This window comes from Nonomuraea sp. NPDC050451, from assembly GCF_044458585.1.
This window is the reverse complement of record NZ_JBITHZ010000001.1, coordinates 1,073,241-1,090,770: the sequence shown is the minus strand read 5'-3', so window position 1 is coordinate 1,090,770 and position 17,530 is coordinate 1,073,241. Positions and strand designations below refer to the sequence as shown.

Sequence of the window (17,530 nt, the reverse complement as noted above, 5' to 3'; positions counted from 1 at the left end):
GCTTTTCGTAGATTTCCGGTGCTCAAGTCATAGATCATGGTGTCATGACGGAACAAGCGCCGCAGGGCGTCGACCCGCATATCCCTAACGCGGCGCGCATGTACGACTACTTCCTGGGTGGCAAGGACAATTTCCAAGCCGACAGGGATCTTGCCGAACTGGTCCTGAGCGCGGTCCCCGAGACCCGCGACGGCACCAGGGAGAACCGGGCGCTCATCGGCCGGTTCGTGCGTTACCTGTGCGAACAGGGCATCACGCAGTTCCTCGACCTCGGCTCCGGCCTGCCTGCGCAGGAGAACGTGCACGAGGTCGCGCTCCGCCACACCCCCGATGCCCGCGTGGTCTACGTGGACAACGACCCGGTGGTGGCCGCGCACGGCAGGGCCCTGCTGGCCGACCCGGAACGGGTGGCCATGGTGCTGGGCGACGTGCGCCGGCCGACGGAGATCCTGGCCAACCCCGAAGTGCGCGCGCTCCTTGATTTCGAGCGGCCGGTGGCCGTGTTGATGATGTTCATCCTGCACCTGATCCCCGACGAGGACGACCCGAGCACCTTCGTGGCCGCCTACCGCGAGGCGATGGCGCCGGGCAGCTATCTGGCCATCTCGCACGTGGGCAGCGACGCCCACTCGGAGCTGACGGACCGGGTGGTCGAGTTCTACCAGCGGGCCAACATGCCGTTCAGGCCGCGACCCGGCAAGGAGATCGCGGCCTTCTTCGGTGATTTCGAGTTCATCCCGCCCGGCTACCTCGCCAACGGCATCGGGCCGGAGCTGGGGTGGCCGTACATCGATCGCGACATCCCGATCTTCCTCGACGCGGACGTGTCGCGGATGGGCTACGCGGGCATCGCCCGCAAGCTCTAGACCTTCGACAGCTCCCGGTCGCCCGACTCGTCGGGTCCGGGACGGTCGTTGTCCTCGTCCTCGTCCTCGTCCAGCAGCGTGGCCTCGTCGAACGGCGCGTTCCCGGCGAGCACCTGGTTCGCGCGCTCCCGGTCGAAGTCGCCGGTCCAGACGGCGACGAGCACGGTGGCGACGGAGTTGCCGGCGAAGTTCGTCAGCGCCCTGGCCTCGGACATGAAGCGGTCGATGCCCACGATGAGGCCGACGCCGTCGACCAGCGCGGGCCGGTGCGCCTGCAACCCGCCGGCCAGCGTGGCCAGCCCGGCCCCGGTCACGCCCGCGGCGCCCTTGGAGGCGATCATCATGAACAGCAGCAACGCGATCTGCTCGCCGAACTGCAGCGGCGCCCCGGTGGCCTCGGCGATGAACAGCGTGGCCATGGTCAGGTAGATCGCGGTGCCGTCGAGGTTGAAGGAGTAGCCGGTCGGCACCGTGATGCCGGCGACGGTCTTGCTCACGCCCAGGTGCTCCATCTTGGCGATGAGCCGGGGCAGCGCCGTCTCCGACGAGGAGGTGGACAGGATGAGCAGGAACTCGCGGCCCAGGTACTTCAGCAGCGACCACAGGTTGATCCGGGCGACCAGCCACAGGATCGAGCCGAGCACGACGCCGACGAACAGCAGGCAGGTGATGTAGAAGGCGACCATGATGATCGCCAGGCTCTTGAGCGCCTCCAGCCCGGTCTCCCCCACGACCGCGGCGATCGCGCCGAACGCGCCGACGGGCGCGGCCCACATGATCATGGCGAGGATGCGGAACGTCAGCCGCTGGAAGTGCTCGATGGTACGCAGGATCGGCTGGCCCTTGGCGCCCATGGCCTGGATCGCGAACCCGGCCAGCAGCGCCACGAGCAGCGCCTGCAGCACCGAGCCGTCGGTGAGCGAGGACACCAGCGTCTCCGGGATGATGCCGAGCAGGAAGTCGACCGTGGTGGACTCGCCGCCCTTGGCCGCCTGCGCCTCCGCGGCCTGCTTGGCCGCGTCGCTGAGGTGCAGCCCCGAGCCCGGGTCGATGACGTTTCCGACCAGCAGGCCGATGAGCAGGGCTACCGTGGACATGACGATGAAGTAGCCGAGCGCGAGGCCGCCGACCTTGCCGACCTTGGCCGCCTGGCGTACCGAGCCGATGCCCAGCACGATCGTGCAGAAGATGATCGGCCCGATCACCATCTGGATGAGTGCCACGAAGCCGGTGCCGAGCGGTTTGAGCTCCTTGCCCACGTCCGGCCAGACGAATCCGACCAGGATGCCGAGTAGGACCGCCCCGATGACGGCCAGGTAGAGGAAGCGAGTGCGATCACGCATGGGGCGCTCTCCAGCGGTGATGGAATGACCTTCTAGACGCCCGAGTATGCCCCTCACAGTGACATAGGTCACCATTGAGTAAGTTTCGTTCACAGGGGTGATGTCAGATGCGGCGCTGGAGCCTGGCGGGCCAGATGCTGGTCCTGCAGCTGCTCGTGGTCGCCGTCACGGTGGCGGGCCTCGCGGTGCTCGCGCTCGTGCAGGCGCATGAGCTGCTCACCGACGAGGCGAGCAGCAAGGCCAGGGCCGTCGCGGTGAGCGTGGCCGCCTCGCCCAGCGTGCTGCAGGCCCTCGACGACCCGAACCCGTCCGCGCGGCTGCAGCCGTACGCCGAGCAGGTACGCCACCAGACGGGCGTCGACTTCATCACCATCATGAAACCGGACGGCACCCGCTACACCCACCCGAACCCCGCGGAGATCGGCAAGCATTACCTCGGCCACACCGAGCGGGCGCTGGCCGGCGAGACGTTCACCGAGACCTACAGAGGCACGCTCGGCGAGTCCAGGCGGGTGGTGACCCCCGTCATGTCGGACGGCCGGGTGCGAGCGCTGGTCAGCGCGGGCATCACGATCAACAAGATCAGCGCCAGGGTCCGCGACCAGCTCGCCTGGGGCGGCCTCATCGTCGCGCTCGCGCTCTCGCTGGGCGCCGCCGGCACGTGGCTGGTCACCGCGCGGCTGCGCCGCCAGACGCACGGCCTCGGCCCGGTGGAGCTGGGCCGCATCCACGAGCACCACGACGCCGTCCTGCACGCCGTGCGGGAGGGCCTGCTGCTGGTGGGCAAGGACGGCACGCTGACGCTGTGCAACGACGCCGCCAGAATGCTGCTCGGCCTGCCGGCCGACGCCGAAGGGCGGCACGTGGACGAACTGGGCCTTTCGCAGGTGCTGGCCGACGACGACGAGCGCGTCCACCTGGTCGGCGACCGCGTCCTCGCGGTCAACAGCGCCGCCAGCCGGCTCGGCACCGTCGTGACCGTGCGTGACCACACCGAGCTCCAGGCGCTGACCGGGCAGCTCAGCGCCGAGCGCGACTTCGCCGACTCGCTGCGCTCGGCCGCACACGAGGCCGCCAACCGGCTGCACACCGTCATCACGCTGGTGGAGCTGGGCCGTACCGAACAGGCCGTGGCGCTCGGCACGGCGGAGCTGCGCGCCGCGCAGGAGCTGACCGACCGGGTGGTCGGCGCGGTGCGCGAGCCGGTGCTCGCCGCGCTGCTGCTCGGCAAGAGCGCCGAGGCGGCCGAACGCGGCGCCGAACTCGTGATCAGCCAGGACAGCGAGCTCGACGACCTGGGCCTCGACCCGCGCGAGCTCGTCACGATCGTGGGCAACCTGATCGACAACGCCATCGACGCGGCCTCCCGGGTGGAGGTCCACCTCAGCGCGGGCGGCGGCGAGGTCCTCATCAAGGTCGCCGACAACGGCCCCGGCCTGGCCGACCCGCAGGCGTTCGCGAAGGGCTGGACCACCAAGGGAGACGGGCGCGGGCTGGGGCTGGCGCTGGTGGGGCAGGCGGTGCGGCGGCTGGGCGGCACCATCGACGTGGAGGGCTCGGTGTTCACCGTGCGGCTGCCGGTGCCGGAGCGGGTGCGATGACGATTTCCGTGCTCGTCGTGGAGGACGAGGAGATCACGGCCGAGGCCAACCGCATCTACGTCGAGCGGATGCCGGGCTTCGAGGTGGCCGGGGTCGTCAGGACCGGCGGCGAGGCCCTGCGGTTCCTGCGCGGCAAGCCCGTGGACCTCGTCCTGCTCGACCTGTATCTGCCGGACATGCACGGGCTGGAGGTGTGCCGGGCGATCCGCGCGGGCGGGCTCATGTGCGACGTGATCGCCGTCACCTCGGCCCGTGACCTGGCCATGGTGCGCTCGGCGGTCTCCCTCGGCATCTCCCAGTACCTGCTCAAACCGTTCACCTACGCGACACTCTCCGAAAAGCTGACGCGTTACGCCCGGTTCAAGGACGAGGCGGGCCTGGCCGTCGGGCAGGGCGACGTGGACCGGGTCCTCGGCACCCTGCGGGGCAGCTCCGAGCTGCCGAAGGGCATGGCGCGCGACACCCTCGACACGGTCGCCGCGAAGCTGCGCGACAGCCCCGAGGGCATGGCGGCCCAAGCCGTGGCCGACGCGATCGGGGTGTCCCGCGTGACGGCCCGCCGCTACCTGGAATACCTGGTCGAGCTGGGGGTGGCCGCCCGCATCCCGCAGTACGGCGGAGTCGGCCGGCCAGAACTCCTCTACCGGATCCCCATGGAAAGTTAATGACGGTGACGCTGGCCGTTCAATCCGGGCCTCTAGCTTCTGGGTGCAGTCCGATGCACTGAGGAGACAGATCTTGCGAGTCCTGGCCGTAGTTCCCGCCCGCGGAGGTTCGGCGGGCGTACCCCTGAAGAACCTCGCCCTGGTCGGCGGCGTCCCGCTGGTCACCCGAGCGGTACGGGCCTGCCTGCGGGCCGAGCTCGTGGACCAGGTCGTGGTCAGCACCGACCACGCGGGCATCGCCGAGACCGCCCGCGAGGCGGGGGCGACCATCGTGGACCGGCCCGAGGAGCTGAGCGGCGCGACCGCCTCCAGCGAGTCCGCGGTCCTGCACGCGCTCGACACGCTCGGCGTGGACCCCGAGGTCGTCGTGCTGGTGCAGTGCACCAGCGCGTTCATCGACCCGAAGGACCTGTCGGAGGCGGTGCGCAAGGTGCTGGACGGCGAGGCCGACTCGGTGGTGTCGGGGCTGCCGACGCACGAGTTCCTGTGGACCTCGGCCGGTGCCGGCATCAACCACGACCCGGCCGTCCGGCCCCGCCGGCAGGACCGCGAGGCCCAGTTCCGCGAGAACGGCGCCTTCTACGTCATGCGCACCTCCGGCCTGCGCGAGCGCGGCCACCGCTTCTTCGGCCAGGTCGCCGTCCAGCCGGTGCCGCCGCAGCACGCCGTCGAGATCGACAACCCGGAGGACCTGGAGCTGGTGCGCGCGCTCGCCCCGTTCATCGACGAGCCCGAGCCGATCGACGTGGACGCCGTCATCACCGACTTCGACGGCGTGCACACCGACGACCGCGCCTACGTCGACTCCGACGGCCGCGAGATGGTGCTCGTCAGCCGCTCCGACGGGATGGGCGTCTCGCTGCTGAAGCGGTCCGGGGTGAAGGTGCTGGTCATGTCCACCGAGCACAACCCGGTGGTGGCCGCCCGCGCCCGTAAGCTCGGCGTCCCCGTGCTGCAGGGCCTGGCCGAGAAGCGGATCGTGCTGCGCGACTGGCTGACCATCGAGGGCCTCGACCCGGCCCGCGTCGCCTACGTCGGCAACGACGTCAACGACCTGGGCCCGATGGCCGAGGTCGGCTGGCCCATCGCCACCCCCGACGCCCACCCGCGCGTGCGCGCCGCCGCCAGGGTCGTGCTGACCAGGCCCGGCGGGTCCGGCGCCGTGCGCGAGCTGTGCGACCGCGTCGTGGCCGCCCGGCCCGAGCCGCCCGCCGCCGAGGTCCGGACGCGGCCCCGGCTGGGCCCGGAGCGGAGGAGCTCCGGGGGAGAGAGCGAGGGACGAGCCAACGAGCCCGGAAGCGGCCGCGACCATGAGCGCGTCGCGATCGGCGACGTCCTGGTCGGCGACGGCGAGCCCGTGTACGTGATCGGCGAGATCGGCATCAACCACAACGGCGACCTCGACATCGCCCGCCGCCTCATCGACGTGGCGGCCGATGCCGGCTGCCAGGCGGTCAAGTTCCAGAAGCGGACCCCCGCGATCTGCGTGCCCGAGGAGCAGAAGGGCCAGATCCGGCAGACGCCGTGGGGCGAGATGACGTACCTGGAGTACAAGGAGCGGACCGAGTTCGGCTACGACGAGTACCGGCAGATCGCGAAATACTGCGACGAGCGCGGCCTGCACTGGTTCGCCTCGCCGTGGGACGTCCCCTCCGTGGAGTTCCTGGAGGAGATGGACGTCCTCGTCCACAAGGTGGCCTCGGCCAGCGTCGCCGACCACGAGCTGCTGCGGGTCCTGGCCGCCACCGGCAAGCCGATCATCCTGTCCACCGGCATGTCCACGCTGTCGGAGATCGACGCGGCCGTCGAGATCCTCGGCACCGACAAGCTGATCATGATGCACGCGACGTCCACGTACCCGCTGCCGCCGGAAGAGGCGAACCTGCGCACGATCACCACGCTCAAGGAGCGCTACGGCGTGCCCGTCGGCTACTCCGGCCACGAGCGCGGCCTGCAGATCTCCCTGGCCGCGGTCACGCTCGGCGCGGTCACCGTGGAGCGGCACATCACGCTCGACCGGACCATGTGGGGCTCCGACCACGCCGCCTCGCTGGAGCCGGCCGGCCTCGAGCACCTCGTCCGCGACATCCGCATCATCGAGCAGGCCATGGGCGACGGCGTCAAGCGCGTCTTCCCCGGCGAGGAGGCCCCCAAGGCCCGCCTGCGCCGGGTGACCGTCTGACCTCGTTCGCACTCTGGAGAAACCACTCTTGATCACTCTCTCGGTCGTCGTGCCGGTGCTGAACGGCGAGCGGTACATCGCCGACGCGCTGTCCTCGCTCTGCCGCAACGCACGGCACGACTTCGAGTTCATCGTCGTGAACGACGGGTCCGTGGACGCCACCGCGGACATCGTCGACGACTTCACCCGCGACCTGCCCGGGCTGACCATGCTGCGCAACCCGGCCCCCGTCGGGCTGGCCGACGCCCGCAACACGGGCCTGTCGGCCGCCTCCGGCCGGTACGTCACGTTCATGGACGCCGACGACTGGCTCGCCCCGGGCTACCTGGCACGGCTCGTCGAGGCGATCGACGGGCTCGGCTGCGACTTCGTACGCGCCGACCACGTGCAGGTCGAGGGCCGCAAACGGGTCGTGCACCGCGCCCCCATGTCCGCACCAAGGGGCGCGGTGCTCGAGGCGCGTAGCGCCATCATGCCTGCTGGCGTCAGGACGATGGTCGACTACCCGTACGCGTGGGCCGGGATCTACCGGCGCTCCCTGCGCGACCTGCTGCACTTCCCCGGCTCCCTGCACACCGCCGAGGACCGGCCGTGGATCTGGCGCCTGCACCGGGAGGCCGCCACGTTCGCGGTGGTGTCGCTGGCCGGGGTGTTCTACCGCCGCATGGTGTCCGGGTCGCTGACCCAGGTCGGCGACGAGCGCCAGCTGCACTTCTTCGACGCGTTCGACCTGGTGTTCAAGGATCTCGAGCCGGAGTTCCTGCCCAAGGCGGTGCGGAACTTCTGCGCCCTGCTCGCCCACCACCTGGAGATCGCCGACCGGTTCACGCCGGCGCTGCGCTCCCGCTTCGAGGAGCGCGGCGCGCACATGGTGCGCGCCCTGCCCGCCGAGCTGGTGTCGGAGTCGGTGGCGCGCATGTCCGTCGAACGCGAGACCACCCTGCGGGCCCTCGTGCCCGACCTGCCGCCCAGCCCGCACGTCCGGGTCCGCCGCGACCGGGAGGAGACGTCGTGAAGGTCTTCTACGCCTCGACGCTGTTCGGCGCGATGTCGCTGGCCGCCGCCATCGACGACGGCCGCTTCGGCGACGGGCGCCGCGTCCTGATCGTGTCGAACAACGCGGCCATCCCCGAGGTGACGGCACCGCTCGACAAGTCGCCCGGCTTCGCCGTGCTGCGCTCGCGCTTCGACGCGGTGCACTCGTGGAACGACCTCATCGCCCCGCTGCACCCCTCCGACTGGCGCGCCCGCGTCATCGAGGTGCCGATGATGGAGCGCCTCATCCGCTCCGTCTGGGGTCTGGACGGGGTCGAGGAGCTGGTGCTGGAGTCCATCGCCGTGCCGCCGGCCCGGACCATCGCCGGGCTGGTGCGCGACTGCCCGATCACCGTCTACTCCGACGGCCTGATGAGCTACGGCCCCACCCGCGACCCGTTGCCGGCCGAGATCTTCCGCCGCATCGGACGCCTGTTCCACCTGGACCTCGTGCCGGGCCTGACCCCGCTGCTGCTCAGCGAGTACGACGTCGCGCCCTCGATCCTGCCGGACGAGCGGTTCATGTCGGTCGTGCACGAGGTCACCGCCACCGCCCCCGACATGATGCCCGGGCAGGCGGTGATCCTCGGCCAGTACCTGTCGGCGCTGGAGATCGTCACCCCGGAGGAGGAGGCGGCGCTGCACGAGACGATGCTCAAGGCCCTGGCCGCCCGCGGCTACACCGACATCGTCTTCAAGCCGCACCCGGCCGCCGGGCGGCGCCACGCCCAGCTCCTGCGGGCCGCGGCCGAGCCCCTGGGCGTGCGGCTGTCGGTGGCCTCGGAGAGCGTGCCCGCCGAGGTGTGCTTCGCGGCGCTGCGGCCCGAGCTGGTGGTGGGCTGCTTCTCGACGGGGCTGCTGACCGCGCAGCGCTACTTCGGGCTCCAGGTGGCCTCGTACGGCACGGAACTGGTGCTCGACCGGCTGGCGCCGTACGAGAACAGCAACCGGATCCCGGTCACGATCGTGGACGCGCTGCTGCCCCGGCTGTCGCCGGACGGCGGCATCGACCACCCGACGGCGGTGGACCTGCGCGGGCTCGTCCGGGCCGTGGGCTACTGCATGCAGGCCGAGACGTATCCGGAGCTGCGGCCGGCGAGCATCGAGTTCGACGCCCGCTACTTCAAGCGCAAGCGCCTGGAGACCCTCGGCCTGGTCGCCCGCCCCACGGCGCTCACCCGGCTCCGCCGGAAGATTCGCTCGGCGATCTGACATCCACTCCCCGAAAGGCCGCAACCCCGACGATGGGGATTGCGGCCTTTCGGCGCGGGGGCCGGTGGCGAGACCTCCTGCAACCCCCGCCGCCGCCCTTCCCAGGGGACCGCAGCCCCGGACGACGGGAGGGACCCTCTCCCGCCATCCGGGGTTGCGGTCCTTTCGGGGAATGGGACGCGGGCGGGCGCCCCGTCAGCGGCTCAGGCGCTCAGGTGGGGCGGTGGTCAGCCGAGGGCCTTGAGGTAGCGGCGCATGCGGCGCTTGGCCCGGTATCCGGCCCGCAGCATCGAGGGATGCACCTCCACCCGCAGCCGGGCCCGCCGCCGCGCCGCCGCGTGCTCCGGCCCGTCCAGCAGCGATCGGGCCGGTACGCGCGACCCGGCCGACACCAGCCCGGCCAGCCGCCCGGCCCAGTTGTTGTGCGCCGGCGGGTGGAAGTAGTTGGCCTCGCACCACTCGGGAGAGGCCGCCCGGAAGCCGCCCTTGGCCAGGTCGTCGAGCGTGCCCAGCAGCCCGCTGCCCTCGAACACCAGGTTGATCATCTCGGCGCTGACGCCGAAGTCCTCCAGCACCAGCGACGGCACGCCCAGCGCGATCGCCTCCAGCGCCGCCGTCGAGCTCACCGTGACGAACCCGGCCGCCCGCTCGAGCTGGTCGTGCATCGACCCCGCCGCGAACTCCAGCCGCCCCGGCTCGCCCATCTCCCGCCACAGCCGCTGGTAGTGGTGGCGCTCGTTGTGCGTCTGCCGCTCGTCCTCAAGAGCCCGCAGCTTGACCACCACGTCCAGCTCGGGCCGCAGCCGGGCCAGCTCCGCCAGCGCCAGCAGGATCCGCTCGCGGTCCTGGCGTTCCCGCGGCACCTTGGCCTGGGTGGCGAACACGACCCGGTTCCCGCCCCCCGCGACCACGTCGGAGCGCAGGAACGGCAGCCTGGCCAGCCCCACCGCCCCGCCCCCGCCGAGCCGGCCGGCGATCTCGGAGAACTCGGCCACCTCCCGCTCGCTGTGCACCACGAACAGGTCGCACCCGCTGCGGAACAACCACGCCTTCTCCGTCGCCGGCACCGAGATGCCCGGCAGCCCGCTCACGAACACCGGCCGCGGCCGCAGGTCGCCGAGCACGTCGGCCACCAGCACGTCCACCACCGGGCCCGTGCAGGCCACGAGCACCACGTCCGGCCGCATGCGCTCGGCCAGCCGCCGCACGGACCGCGCCGACACCACCGGCGGCGGCTCCAGGCCGCCCACGGCGGCGGCGATCTGCTCCGGCGAGGGCGCGATCGGCGTGCGCACCACCACCAGCTCCGCCGCGCCGCCGGGAGGAAGGTCGCCGAGCAGGCAGGCCGCCCACTTCAGATACGAGTCGGAGTCGGCGACCGCCAACACTTTCAACCGGACACTCCTGTCAGATGCGAGCGAAGGGCGGGAGCCGCCCTGCTGGTCCACCAGTCGTCAGGAACGTCCACGGGCTCCACGGCGACACCGCGCGGGCTGAGCAGCACCCGCAGCGAGGTGATCGCGGTCGAGGGCAGGCTGAGCACGCGCTGGCCCGGGTCCAGGCCGCGCAGCGTCAGCTCGGCCGGCGCGCCCACGTCGTGCACGGTGATGCCGGGGCGCTCCCGGATCAGGGCCACGTCCACGGGGTCCTCGCGGCGGTGCGGGTAGTACGCGAGCGGCTCCTGGGCCGCCAGGTCCGTCAGCCAGCGCAGGTAGTGGTCGCGGTGCACGAGCCCGTTCCGGACGAGCGAGGTGCCGAGGACGACCGTGCGCTCCGCGGGCCCCTCCGCGCTGGGCGGCTGGGCGCGCAGCCACGCGAACTGGTGGCGTACCAGGTTGATCCCGGCCCGCCGTACCCCGTCCTCCAGGGCCTGGTCCACGGGCAGGGCGGTGAAGACCGACACGTCGCTCAGGCGCAGCCGCAGCGCGGCCGCCAGGCCCAGCGCGGAGCGGAGCCTGGTCGGCTGGGTCCTGGCCCGCAGCAGCGGCCGGTACGGCCCCGCGGCCAGCAGCTCCAGCAGCCGGAGCGTGGCCAGCCCGTCGTCCACGATGACGATGCGGCCGGGACGCGAGGTGAGCCAGCGCAGCTGCACCCTGCCGGAGAAGGCGTCGCCGACGGCCTGCACGCGCCTGGGCATGCGCTCAAGCGGCTCCGCCAGCTCCAGGCCGTCGGGCAGCCCAAGAGACCTCAGCTCCCGACGTGTGGCTTTCAACGGTCGCAGGCCGGCGCGCGGCACGACCACCGTCTCGGGGCCGAGCACGCCCGCGTAATGGGCCTCGACGGCGCACAGCATCTGGAGCGGTGACTCCACCCAGGCCGACGCCTGTTCGACCACTCCTGTCCTCCCAGCCGGGTGATGGCCCGTTCACGACCGCTTCAAGCTAGCCCCGCCGCCTTAAGCCACCAGAAACGCGACGTGAACAATGGAGGGTATGAACTCGCTCATGCTCAACACCGACGGCGTGCAGATCCCGCAGCTCGGCTACGGCGTCTGGCAGGTCCCCGCCGACGAGGCCGCGCAGGCCGTCAGGACCGCGCTCAAAGCCGGTTACCGGCACGTGGACACCGCCGCCGCGTACGGCAACGAAGAGGGCGTGGGGCAGGCCGTGCGCGAAGCTGAGCTGCCGCGCCGGAAGCTGTTCGTGACCACCAAGCTGTGGAACGCCGACCACGGCCGCGCGGAGGCGGCCTTCGACGAGTCCCTGGCCCGGCTCGGCCTCGACTACATCGATCTTTTCCTCATCCACTGGCCGGTGCCGCAGCAGGACAAGTACGTGCAGGCGTGGAAGGCGATCGAGAAGATCTACCGTGACGGGCGCGTCAAGGCCATCGGCACCTCGAACTTCAGCATCGCGCACCTCACCCGCCTCATGAACGAGACCGACATCGTGCCCTCCATCAACCAGATCGAGCTGCACCCGTACCTCCAGCAGCGCGAGATGCGCGCCTTCCACGAGGCCAACGGCATCCTCACCGAAGCGTGGAGCCCGCTCGGCCAGGGCCAGGGCCTGCTGAACGACCCGGCGCTGGCCAAGCTGTCGGACAAGTGCGGCAAGACGCCCGCGCAGATCGTGCTCCGCTGGCACCTGCAGCTCGGCCACGTCGCGATCCCCAAGTCGGTCACCCCGGCGCGCATCGCCGAGAACATCGGCGTCTTCGACTTCATCCTCGACGCCGAGGACATGGCCGCCATCGGCGCGATGAACAGGGGCCAGCGGATCGGACCCGACCCCGACACGTTCAACATGACCTGACTCGTCTACGATCTCCCGCGTGCGGGATTTTGCGTGGGGCATAGCAGCGACAGGGAATATTGCGCAGACGGTCGGGGCGGCCATCGCGGCCGAACCGGGCATGCGGGTGGCCGCCGTCGGGTCGAGGAACTTGGGGCGGGCGCAGGCGCTGGCCGCCACGCTGGGGGCGGAGTCCGCGTACGACTCCTATGAGCGGCTCTGCGCCGACCCGGCCGTGGACGCGATCTACGTGGCGACGCCGCACGCCCAGCACCTGGAGGTGGCCGAGGTCGCCATCGCCGCGGGCAAGGCCGTGCTGTGCGAGAAGCCGCTGGCCGCCACCGTGGACGACGCGGAGAAGATGGTACGCCTGGCCCGCGAGGCGGGCGTGTTCCTGATGGAAGCGATGTGGATGCGGTTCAACCCGCTCATCCAGAAGATCGCGGCCGAGGAGCGCTTCGGCGACCTCCGCTCGGTGCACGCCTCCTTCGGCTTCGCCAAGCCCTACGACCCGGAGCACCGGCTGTGGGCGCCGGAGCTCGGCGGCGGGGCGCTCCTGGACCTCGGGATCTACCCGTTCGGCCTGGCCCAGCTGTTCTTCGGCATGCCCTCCGACCTGCGGATCACCGGCACTCTGGCGCCCAACGGCGTCGACGCGGAGGCCGGCGGCGTCCTGCTCTACCCCGGCGGCAGGAAGGCTCTCGTGGAGACTTCGTTGCTCGGGAATTACCCGAACCATGCCTGCGTTGTAGGGACTCAGATGCGGGCGGACCTCCAGGCACCGTTCTGGGCGACGCCGCGGATTTTGCTCTCTGGGCCCTCCATGGAGCCGGAGGAGTACGTGCTCGATCCGGCGGACAACGGGTACGCCGGAGAGCTCCGCGAGGTCCGTGCCGCGACGGCCGAAGGCAGGACCGAAAGTTCGATCATGCCGCTTGACGAATCCCTTGCCATGATGGGGCTTCTGGCCGAGGCTCGCAGGCAGGTCGCCTAGCTGGGCCTTTATCGATTTGTAACCCTCTTGCCTTATGCATTACGTTTGAGGCATTCTTGAGACATACGTCCGGTTTGTCCGGACTTGTCTGACCATCGCACGACACATCACAGGACAGTCCTGTGACCGCTGAATCCGCCCTCGGGCGGAACCGGGGACCCACGTCCTTTGGGGTGAATCGGCACTTCGGTGCCGTAGGGCAGCTTCCACGCCCGAACCCGTCAGCTAACCCGGTAAGCGGTATGGAAGCAAGGAGTAAACCCCCTCGATGGCCAACTTCCGCTTTACCTCGGCTGCGAAGACCAACATCGCCCGCGCCCTTCTCGGCGCCACCGTCCTCGGATCCGCGTTCGGCGCCCACATGACCAGCGCCACCGCAGCGGAGAAGCAGCCGATCGACACGACCACCGTCGCCGACCACGCCGACCGCTCGCGCGAGACCAAGGTCAGCGTCACCGCCGACCAGGTCCTGGCGCTCGCCAAGGCCCAGATCGGCATCACCGAGAACGCGGCCGGCGGCGGCACCAAGTTCCAGCGGTGGTACGCCAACTCGCAGCGCGCCGCGGAGACCATCGCCCGTGACGGCGGCAGCCGCGCCCACTACCTGAACGCCGCCTGGTGCGCGATGTTCGTCTCCTGGGTGGGCGAGCAGACCGGCGCCCGCTCGCAGATCGGCTGGGACGCCTGGACCGTCGCCCACGCCAAGTGGTTCGCGGCCAACCACCGCTTCGGCACCGAGGCCAAGCCCGGCGCCATCGTGTACTTCTCGTGGAGCGGCAGCAAGAACCTCAACGACATCAAGCACGTCGGGTTCGTCGAGAAGGACAACGGCGACGGCACCATCTCGACCATCGAGGGCAACACCGGCAACGGCAAGGTCGAGGAGCGCGTCCGTCCCAAGTCCCAGGTCGTCGGCTACGGCTACCCCCAGTACCGTTCCTGACCTGACTTCCCCCAGGCGCCTCATTCCCCCCACGCCGAACGAGCGCGCGTCCCGCACGGGACGCGCGCTCGTCGCGTTCACCCCCGCGAGTGCGGCGGCCCGCCACCGGGGAAGACCCGAGGCAAACCGCCCGCCACCGGGGAAGATCCGAGGCGAGCCGCCCGCGACCTCGCCGAGGAGCCGCCCACCATGCCAGCCGAGCGCAGACGCCCCGGAAGGCTGGTGCGGAGCGGGCTGCGCCGGGTCGCCGACGGGCTCTTCCCGAGCGGCGCCAACCCCCACGGCGTCCTGCCCGCCCTGCTGATCCTCCTGGCCCTCGTCACCGGCCTCGTGGACGCCGTCAGCTTCCTCGGCCTGGGCCGCGTCTTCGTCGCCAACATGACCGGCAACATCGTCTTCCTCGGCTTCGCCCTGGCCGGGGACCCGCTAATGTCCAAATGGGCCTCACCGGCGGCCCTCGCCGCCTTCGCAACCGGCGCCTGGAGCGCCGGCCGGGTGATCAGGCGGGCCGCGAACACGCGACGGGCGTTCGCCGCCGCCACCGCCGTACACGCGATCCTCGTCGCCGCCGCCCTCGCCGTCGCCCTCACGGCCGGACACCGCGCGACCTGGCCCCAAGCAGCCCTCATCGTGCTGCTCGCCTGCGGCATGGGCCTGCAGAACGCGTCCGTACGGGCGCTCGGCGTACCCGACCTGGTCACCAACGTCCTCACCACGACCCTCACGGGCCTGGCCGCCGACACCCCGGGCCGCGCCGCCCTGCGCCGGTCCGCCTCCGTGGCGGCGATGTTCCTCGGCGCCCTCGCCGGCGCCACCCTCCACCTCACCACCGGCCCCGCCCCCGCCCTGGCAGCCGCCCTGACCCTGCTCACCACCGTCGCCCTCATCGCCCGCAGTGGTCTCAGCCGAGAAAGAACTCCGCCAGCGCCCGGGTGACCCCGGCCGGATCGTTCTCCATCGGGATGTGCCCCGCCCCGGGAACGCGCACCAGCGTCGTGTTCGGCACCTCGGCGGCGAAGCGCTCGGCGTACCGGACCTCCTGGAACGTGTCCTCCTCCCCCCACACCAGCAGCTTCGGCGTCTCATCGGCCTTGAGCGCGGGCACCAGGTCCAGCGTGTAACGGCTGTCGGCCGCGCCCGCCAGCGCCATCCACGACCGGCCCACCCGAGGGTCGTTCCACGGATCCAGGTACTCGGCCAGCTCCGCCTCGGTGGCCGGCCGGGCGAGCGCGGTGGTGACCGCCTTGCGGCGGGCGGCCAGCAGCTCCTCCACCGTCGTGGCCGCCACCACGGCCGGATCCCGGTAACGGGCCACGCCGGGCACCGGCCAGGAGTCGTACGTGACCGAGTTGACCAGCGCCAGCCGCCGCACCTCTGGCTCCCCCTCCACCAGCAGGTGCTGGGCGACCGCACCGCCGATGTCGTGCCCCGCCACCGAGAGCCGCTCCCCCGCGCCGACCACGGCCGCGAACCGGGCCACCCACGCCGCCAGCGCCGGAACCGCCGCCGACTCCGCCGTCAGCTCCCCGCCGGAACGACCCAGCCCCGGCAGATCCACCGCCACAGGACGCAGCCCCGCCGCCGCCAGCCCGTCGATCACCGGCGCCCAGACCCGGCTCCAGTACGTGCCGTGCAGCAGCAACACCACCGGGCCCCGCTCGCCCGCCGTCAGATAACTGGCCACGCGGCCGTCGACTTCGACCGTCATTCGCTCGAACATGGACATAACCATCGGGTTCTGGGAGTGTCCCGGTCAAATACCAATTAAGGTATGCCGCTATGACATTGGCGCAGCTCAGAGCCCTGGTCGCGGTCGCCGAACACAGCGGCTTCACCGCCGCCGCCGAGCACACCGGCATGTCCCAGCCCGCCGTCAGCCGCGCCATCGCCGCCCTCGAACGCGAGCTCGGCGCCGCCCTGTTCGTCCGCCACCGCGACGGCATCGCCCTCACCGAGGCCGGCCGGCGAGCCCTCGCCCGTGCCCGCGAGACCCTGCGCCACTTCGACCTCATCCGCGCCGACGTGGCCGCGGCCAGCGGCCAGATCACCGGCGAACTCCGCCTGGCCAGCCTCCCCAGCGCCACCGGCACGCTCGTCGCCAAGCTGCTGCGCGCGTTCACCGACCGCTACCCGCAGGTCCGCGTACGCCTCTTCGAGGGCTTGGACGACGACATCCGCGAATGGCTGCACCGCGGCGCCGCCGAGGTCGGCGTCGTCACCCTCCCCGCGCCCGGCCTGCACACCGTCCACCTGAGCACCCACGACATGGTCGCCGTGCTGCCCGCCGGCCACCCCCTGACCGCCCGCCCGGCCGTCACTCTCGCCGACCTGGAGGGCAGGCCGTTCATCCTGACCACCGCCGGCTGCCGTCCCCTCATCATGGGCGCGGCACTGACGGCCCAGGTACGGCTCGACGTCGCCTTCGAGGCCAGCGGGCCCGCCGCCATCCTCGAGATGGTGGCCGCGGGGCTGGGCGTCAGCATCGTCCCCACCCTCGGCCTCCCCGCCGACCTGGGCACCGTGGTCACCCGGCCCCTGGAGCCGAAGATGACCCGCTCGCTGGCCCTGGCCGTTCCGTCGGCGGACGGCTGCGCCCCGACCGCCCGCGCCTTCCTCGACCAGCTCGCCGCCTTTACGTTGTAGATTCACGTGTACACCGTCTACCTCTGATACGTTGTACACCAACTCGTCGAGAGGAGGGCGATCCATGGCTGCCCCGCGCAAGCCCGAAGACAGGCCCCCGCTGTGGGCCCGCCTCGATCGCCCGGCGCCGGCCCCCCGCCAGACCTTGTCACCGCACCGCATCGCCACCACCGCCGTGAGCGTCGCGGACGCGGAGGGCCTCGACGCCATCACCATGCGGCGGCTGGCCACCGAGCTGGGCGTCGCCCCGATGGCCGCGTACCGGTACGTGTCGGGCAAGGACGAGCTGCTGGAGCTGATGGCCGACCACGCCTACGGCGAGCTGGAGCTGCCCGGCCACACGACGGGATGGCGCGAGACGCTGCGGGAGATCGCCCTCAGGACGCGCGAGCTGATGCTGAAGCACCTCTGGCTCGCCCAGCTCCCGCCGAGCGCGATGCTCGCCCCCACCCCCAACCGCCTGGCGGTGGCGGAACGCTCGCTGCGCGCCGTCGACGGCCTGGGCCTGGACGCCGACACCAAGATGGCCGTCGTCAACACCGTCAGCTCCTACACGCACGGAGTCACCGGCGCCGAGATCGCGATGCGCCGGCTCATGGCGGGTCAGGGCTGGTCCAGCGAGCAGCAGGTCTACAGCAGCATGGCCCCGCAGCTCACGTACCTCCTCGACACCGGCCGCTACCCCGGCTTCAGGCAGTACATCTACGAGGGCAGGCACAAGGACCAGCCGGGCTGGCAGTTCGAGACCGGCCTCGAGTGCGTTCTGGACGGCATCGCGGCCCGGCTGCCCGTGACATGAATCTTTCGCGGACG

16 protein-coding genes and 1 riboswitch are annotated in these 17,530 nt (G+C 71.3%); of the genes, 12 read left to right on the top strand and 4 right to left on the bottom strand.

Annotated elements, in window-relative coordinates; genetic code table 11:
• The first annotated feature begins 44 nt into the window (after positions 1 to 44).
• On the top strand, positions 45 to 866 hold the full coding sequence (locus ACIBI9_RS05035; protein WP_397220614.1) for an SAM-dependent methyltransferase: 822 nt from the start codon (positions 45 to 47) through the stop codon (positions 864 to 866).
• On the opposite strand, the gene ACIBI9_RS05030 is transcribed toward ACIBI9_RS05035, so the two are convergent.
• Positions 863 to 2,209, bottom strand: a complete 1,347-nt coding sequence (locus ACIBI9_RS05030; protein ID WP_397220613.1) for a cation:dicarboxylate symporter family transporter — start codon at positions 2,207 to 2,209, stop codon at positions 863 to 865. The two genes, ACIBI9_RS05035 and ACIBI9_RS05030, sit on opposite strands and share 4 nt — an antisense overlap.
• Positions 2,210 to 2,316: 107 nt before the next feature.
• Between ACIBI9_RS05030 and ACIBI9_RS05025 the strand changes: the two genes are divergently transcribed.
• The 5 genes from ACIBI9_RS05025 to ACIBI9_RS05005 all read left to right on the top strand — a co-directional run bounded on the left by ACIBI9_RS05025 (position 2,317) and on the right by ACIBI9_RS05005 (position 8,904).
• A complete protein-coding gene (locus tag ACIBI9_RS05025; RefSeq protein WP_397220612.1) occupies positions 2,317 to 3,810 on the top strand; it encodes an ATP-binding protein in 1,494 nt (497 codons plus the stop codon).
• Positions 3,807 to 4,475 carry a response regulator gene (locus tag ACIBI9_RS05020; RefSeq protein WP_397220611.1) on the top strand — a complete coding sequence of 223 codons (669 nt, stop codon included), beginning with the start codon at positions 3,807 to 3,809 and terminating at the stop codon, positions 4,473 to 4,475. Before ACIBI9_RS05025 ends, ACIBI9_RS05020 begins: the two co-directional genes overlap by 4 nt.
• A gap of 73 nt (positions 4,476 to 4,548) precedes the next feature.
• Positions 4,549 to 6,657, top strand: coding sequence for an N-acetylneuraminate synthase family protein (locus tag ACIBI9_RS05015; RefSeq protein ID WP_397220610.1), 2,109 nt, complete (start codon positions 4,549 to 4,551; stop codon positions 6,655 to 6,657).
• Between the two features lie 28 nt (positions 6,658 to 6,685).
• Positions 6,686 to 7,672, top strand: coding sequence for a glycosyltransferase family 2 protein (locus ACIBI9_RS05010; RefSeq protein WP_397220609.1), 987 nt, complete (start codon positions 6,686 to 6,688; stop codon positions 7,670 to 7,672).
• A complete protein-coding gene (locus ACIBI9_RS05005) occupies positions 7,669 to 8,904 on the top strand; it encodes a polysialyltransferase family glycosyltransferase (protein ID WP_397220608.1) in 1,236 nt (411 codons plus the stop codon). Before ACIBI9_RS05010 ends, ACIBI9_RS05005 begins: the two co-directional genes overlap by 4 nt.
• A 227-nt stretch (positions 8,905 to 9,131) precedes the next feature.
• On the opposite strand, the gene ACIBI9_RS05000 is transcribed toward ACIBI9_RS05005, so the two are convergent.
• Together ACIBI9_RS05000 and ACIBI9_RS04995 are read right to left on the bottom strand one after the other, a co-directional pair.
• Positions 9,132 to 10,292, bottom strand: a complete 1,161-nt coding sequence (locus ACIBI9_RS05000) for a DUF6716 putative glycosyltransferase (RefSeq protein WP_397220837.1) — start codon at positions 10,290 to 10,292, stop codon at positions 9,132 to 9,134.
• 2 nt (positions 10,293 to 10,294) lie between these two features.
• On the bottom strand, positions 10,295 to 11,239 hold the full coding sequence (locus ACIBI9_RS04995) for a hypothetical protein (protein ID WP_397220607.1): 945 nt from the start codon (positions 11,237 to 11,239) through the stop codon (positions 10,295 to 10,297).
• 97 nt (positions 11,240 to 11,336) lie between these two features.
• Here ACIBI9_RS04995 and ACIBI9_RS04990 point away from each other — a divergent pair, with 97 nt between their 5' ends.
• The 4 genes from ACIBI9_RS04990 to ACIBI9_RS04975 all read left to right on the top strand — a co-directional run bounded on the left by ACIBI9_RS04990 (position 11,337) and on the right by ACIBI9_RS04975 (position 15,010).
• Positions 11,337 to 12,158: an aldo/keto reductase gene (locus ACIBI9_RS04990; RefSeq protein WP_397220606.1), complete on the top strand. Its 822-nt coding sequence runs from the start codon at positions 11,337 to 11,339 to the stop codon at positions 12,156 to 12,158.
• A 19-nt stretch (positions 12,159 to 12,177) separates the two neighbouring features.
• Positions 12,178 to 13,131, top strand: coding sequence for a Gfo/Idh/MocA family protein (locus tag ACIBI9_RS04985; RefSeq protein WP_397220605.1), 954 nt, complete (start codon positions 12,178 to 12,180; stop codon positions 13,129 to 13,131).
• A gap of 117 nt (positions 13,132 to 13,248) precedes the next feature.
• Positions 13,249 to 13,386, top strand: a riboswitch (cyclic di-AMP (ydaO/yuaA leader).
• Positions 13,387 to 13,399: 13 nt separating this feature from the next.
• On the top strand, positions 13,400 to 14,074 hold the full coding sequence (locus ACIBI9_RS04980; RefSeq protein ID WP_397220604.1) for a CHAP domain-containing protein: 675 nt from the start codon (positions 13,400 to 13,402) through the stop codon (positions 14,072 to 14,074).
• 189 nt (positions 14,075 to 14,263) lie between these two features.
• Entirely contained in the window at positions 14,264 to 15,010 is a 747-nt protein-coding gene (locus ACIBI9_RS04975; RefSeq protein WP_397220603.1) for a YoaK family protein, read from the top strand.
• Here ACIBI9_RS04975 and ACIBI9_RS04970 read toward each other — a convergent pair.
• A complete protein-coding gene (locus ACIBI9_RS04970; RefSeq protein WP_397220602.1) occupies positions 14,976 to 15,782 on the bottom strand; it encodes an alpha/beta fold hydrolase in 807 nt (268 codons plus the stop codon). The genes ACIBI9_RS04975 and ACIBI9_RS04970 overlap by 35 nt on opposite strands.
• Positions 15,783 to 15,853: 71 nt before the next feature.
• On the opposite strand from ACIBI9_RS04970, the gene ACIBI9_RS04965 reads away from it, so the two are divergent.
• Both ACIBI9_RS04965 and ACIBI9_RS04960 read left to right on the top strand, forming a co-directional pair.
• Positions 15,854 to 16,717 carry a LysR family transcriptional regulator gene (locus ACIBI9_RS04965; RefSeq protein ID WP_397220601.1) on the top strand — a complete coding sequence of 288 codons (864 nt, stop codon included), beginning with the start codon at positions 15,854 to 15,856 and terminating at the stop codon, positions 16,715 to 16,717.
• A 64-nt stretch (positions 16,718 to 16,781) separates the two neighbouring features.
• Positions 16,782 to 17,516: a TetR/AcrR family transcriptional regulator gene (locus tag ACIBI9_RS04960; RefSeq protein WP_397220600.1), complete on the top strand. Its 735-nt coding sequence runs from the start codon at positions 16,782 to 16,784 to the stop codon at positions 17,514 to 17,516.
• Positions 17,517 to 17,530 lie beyond the last annotated feature (14 nt).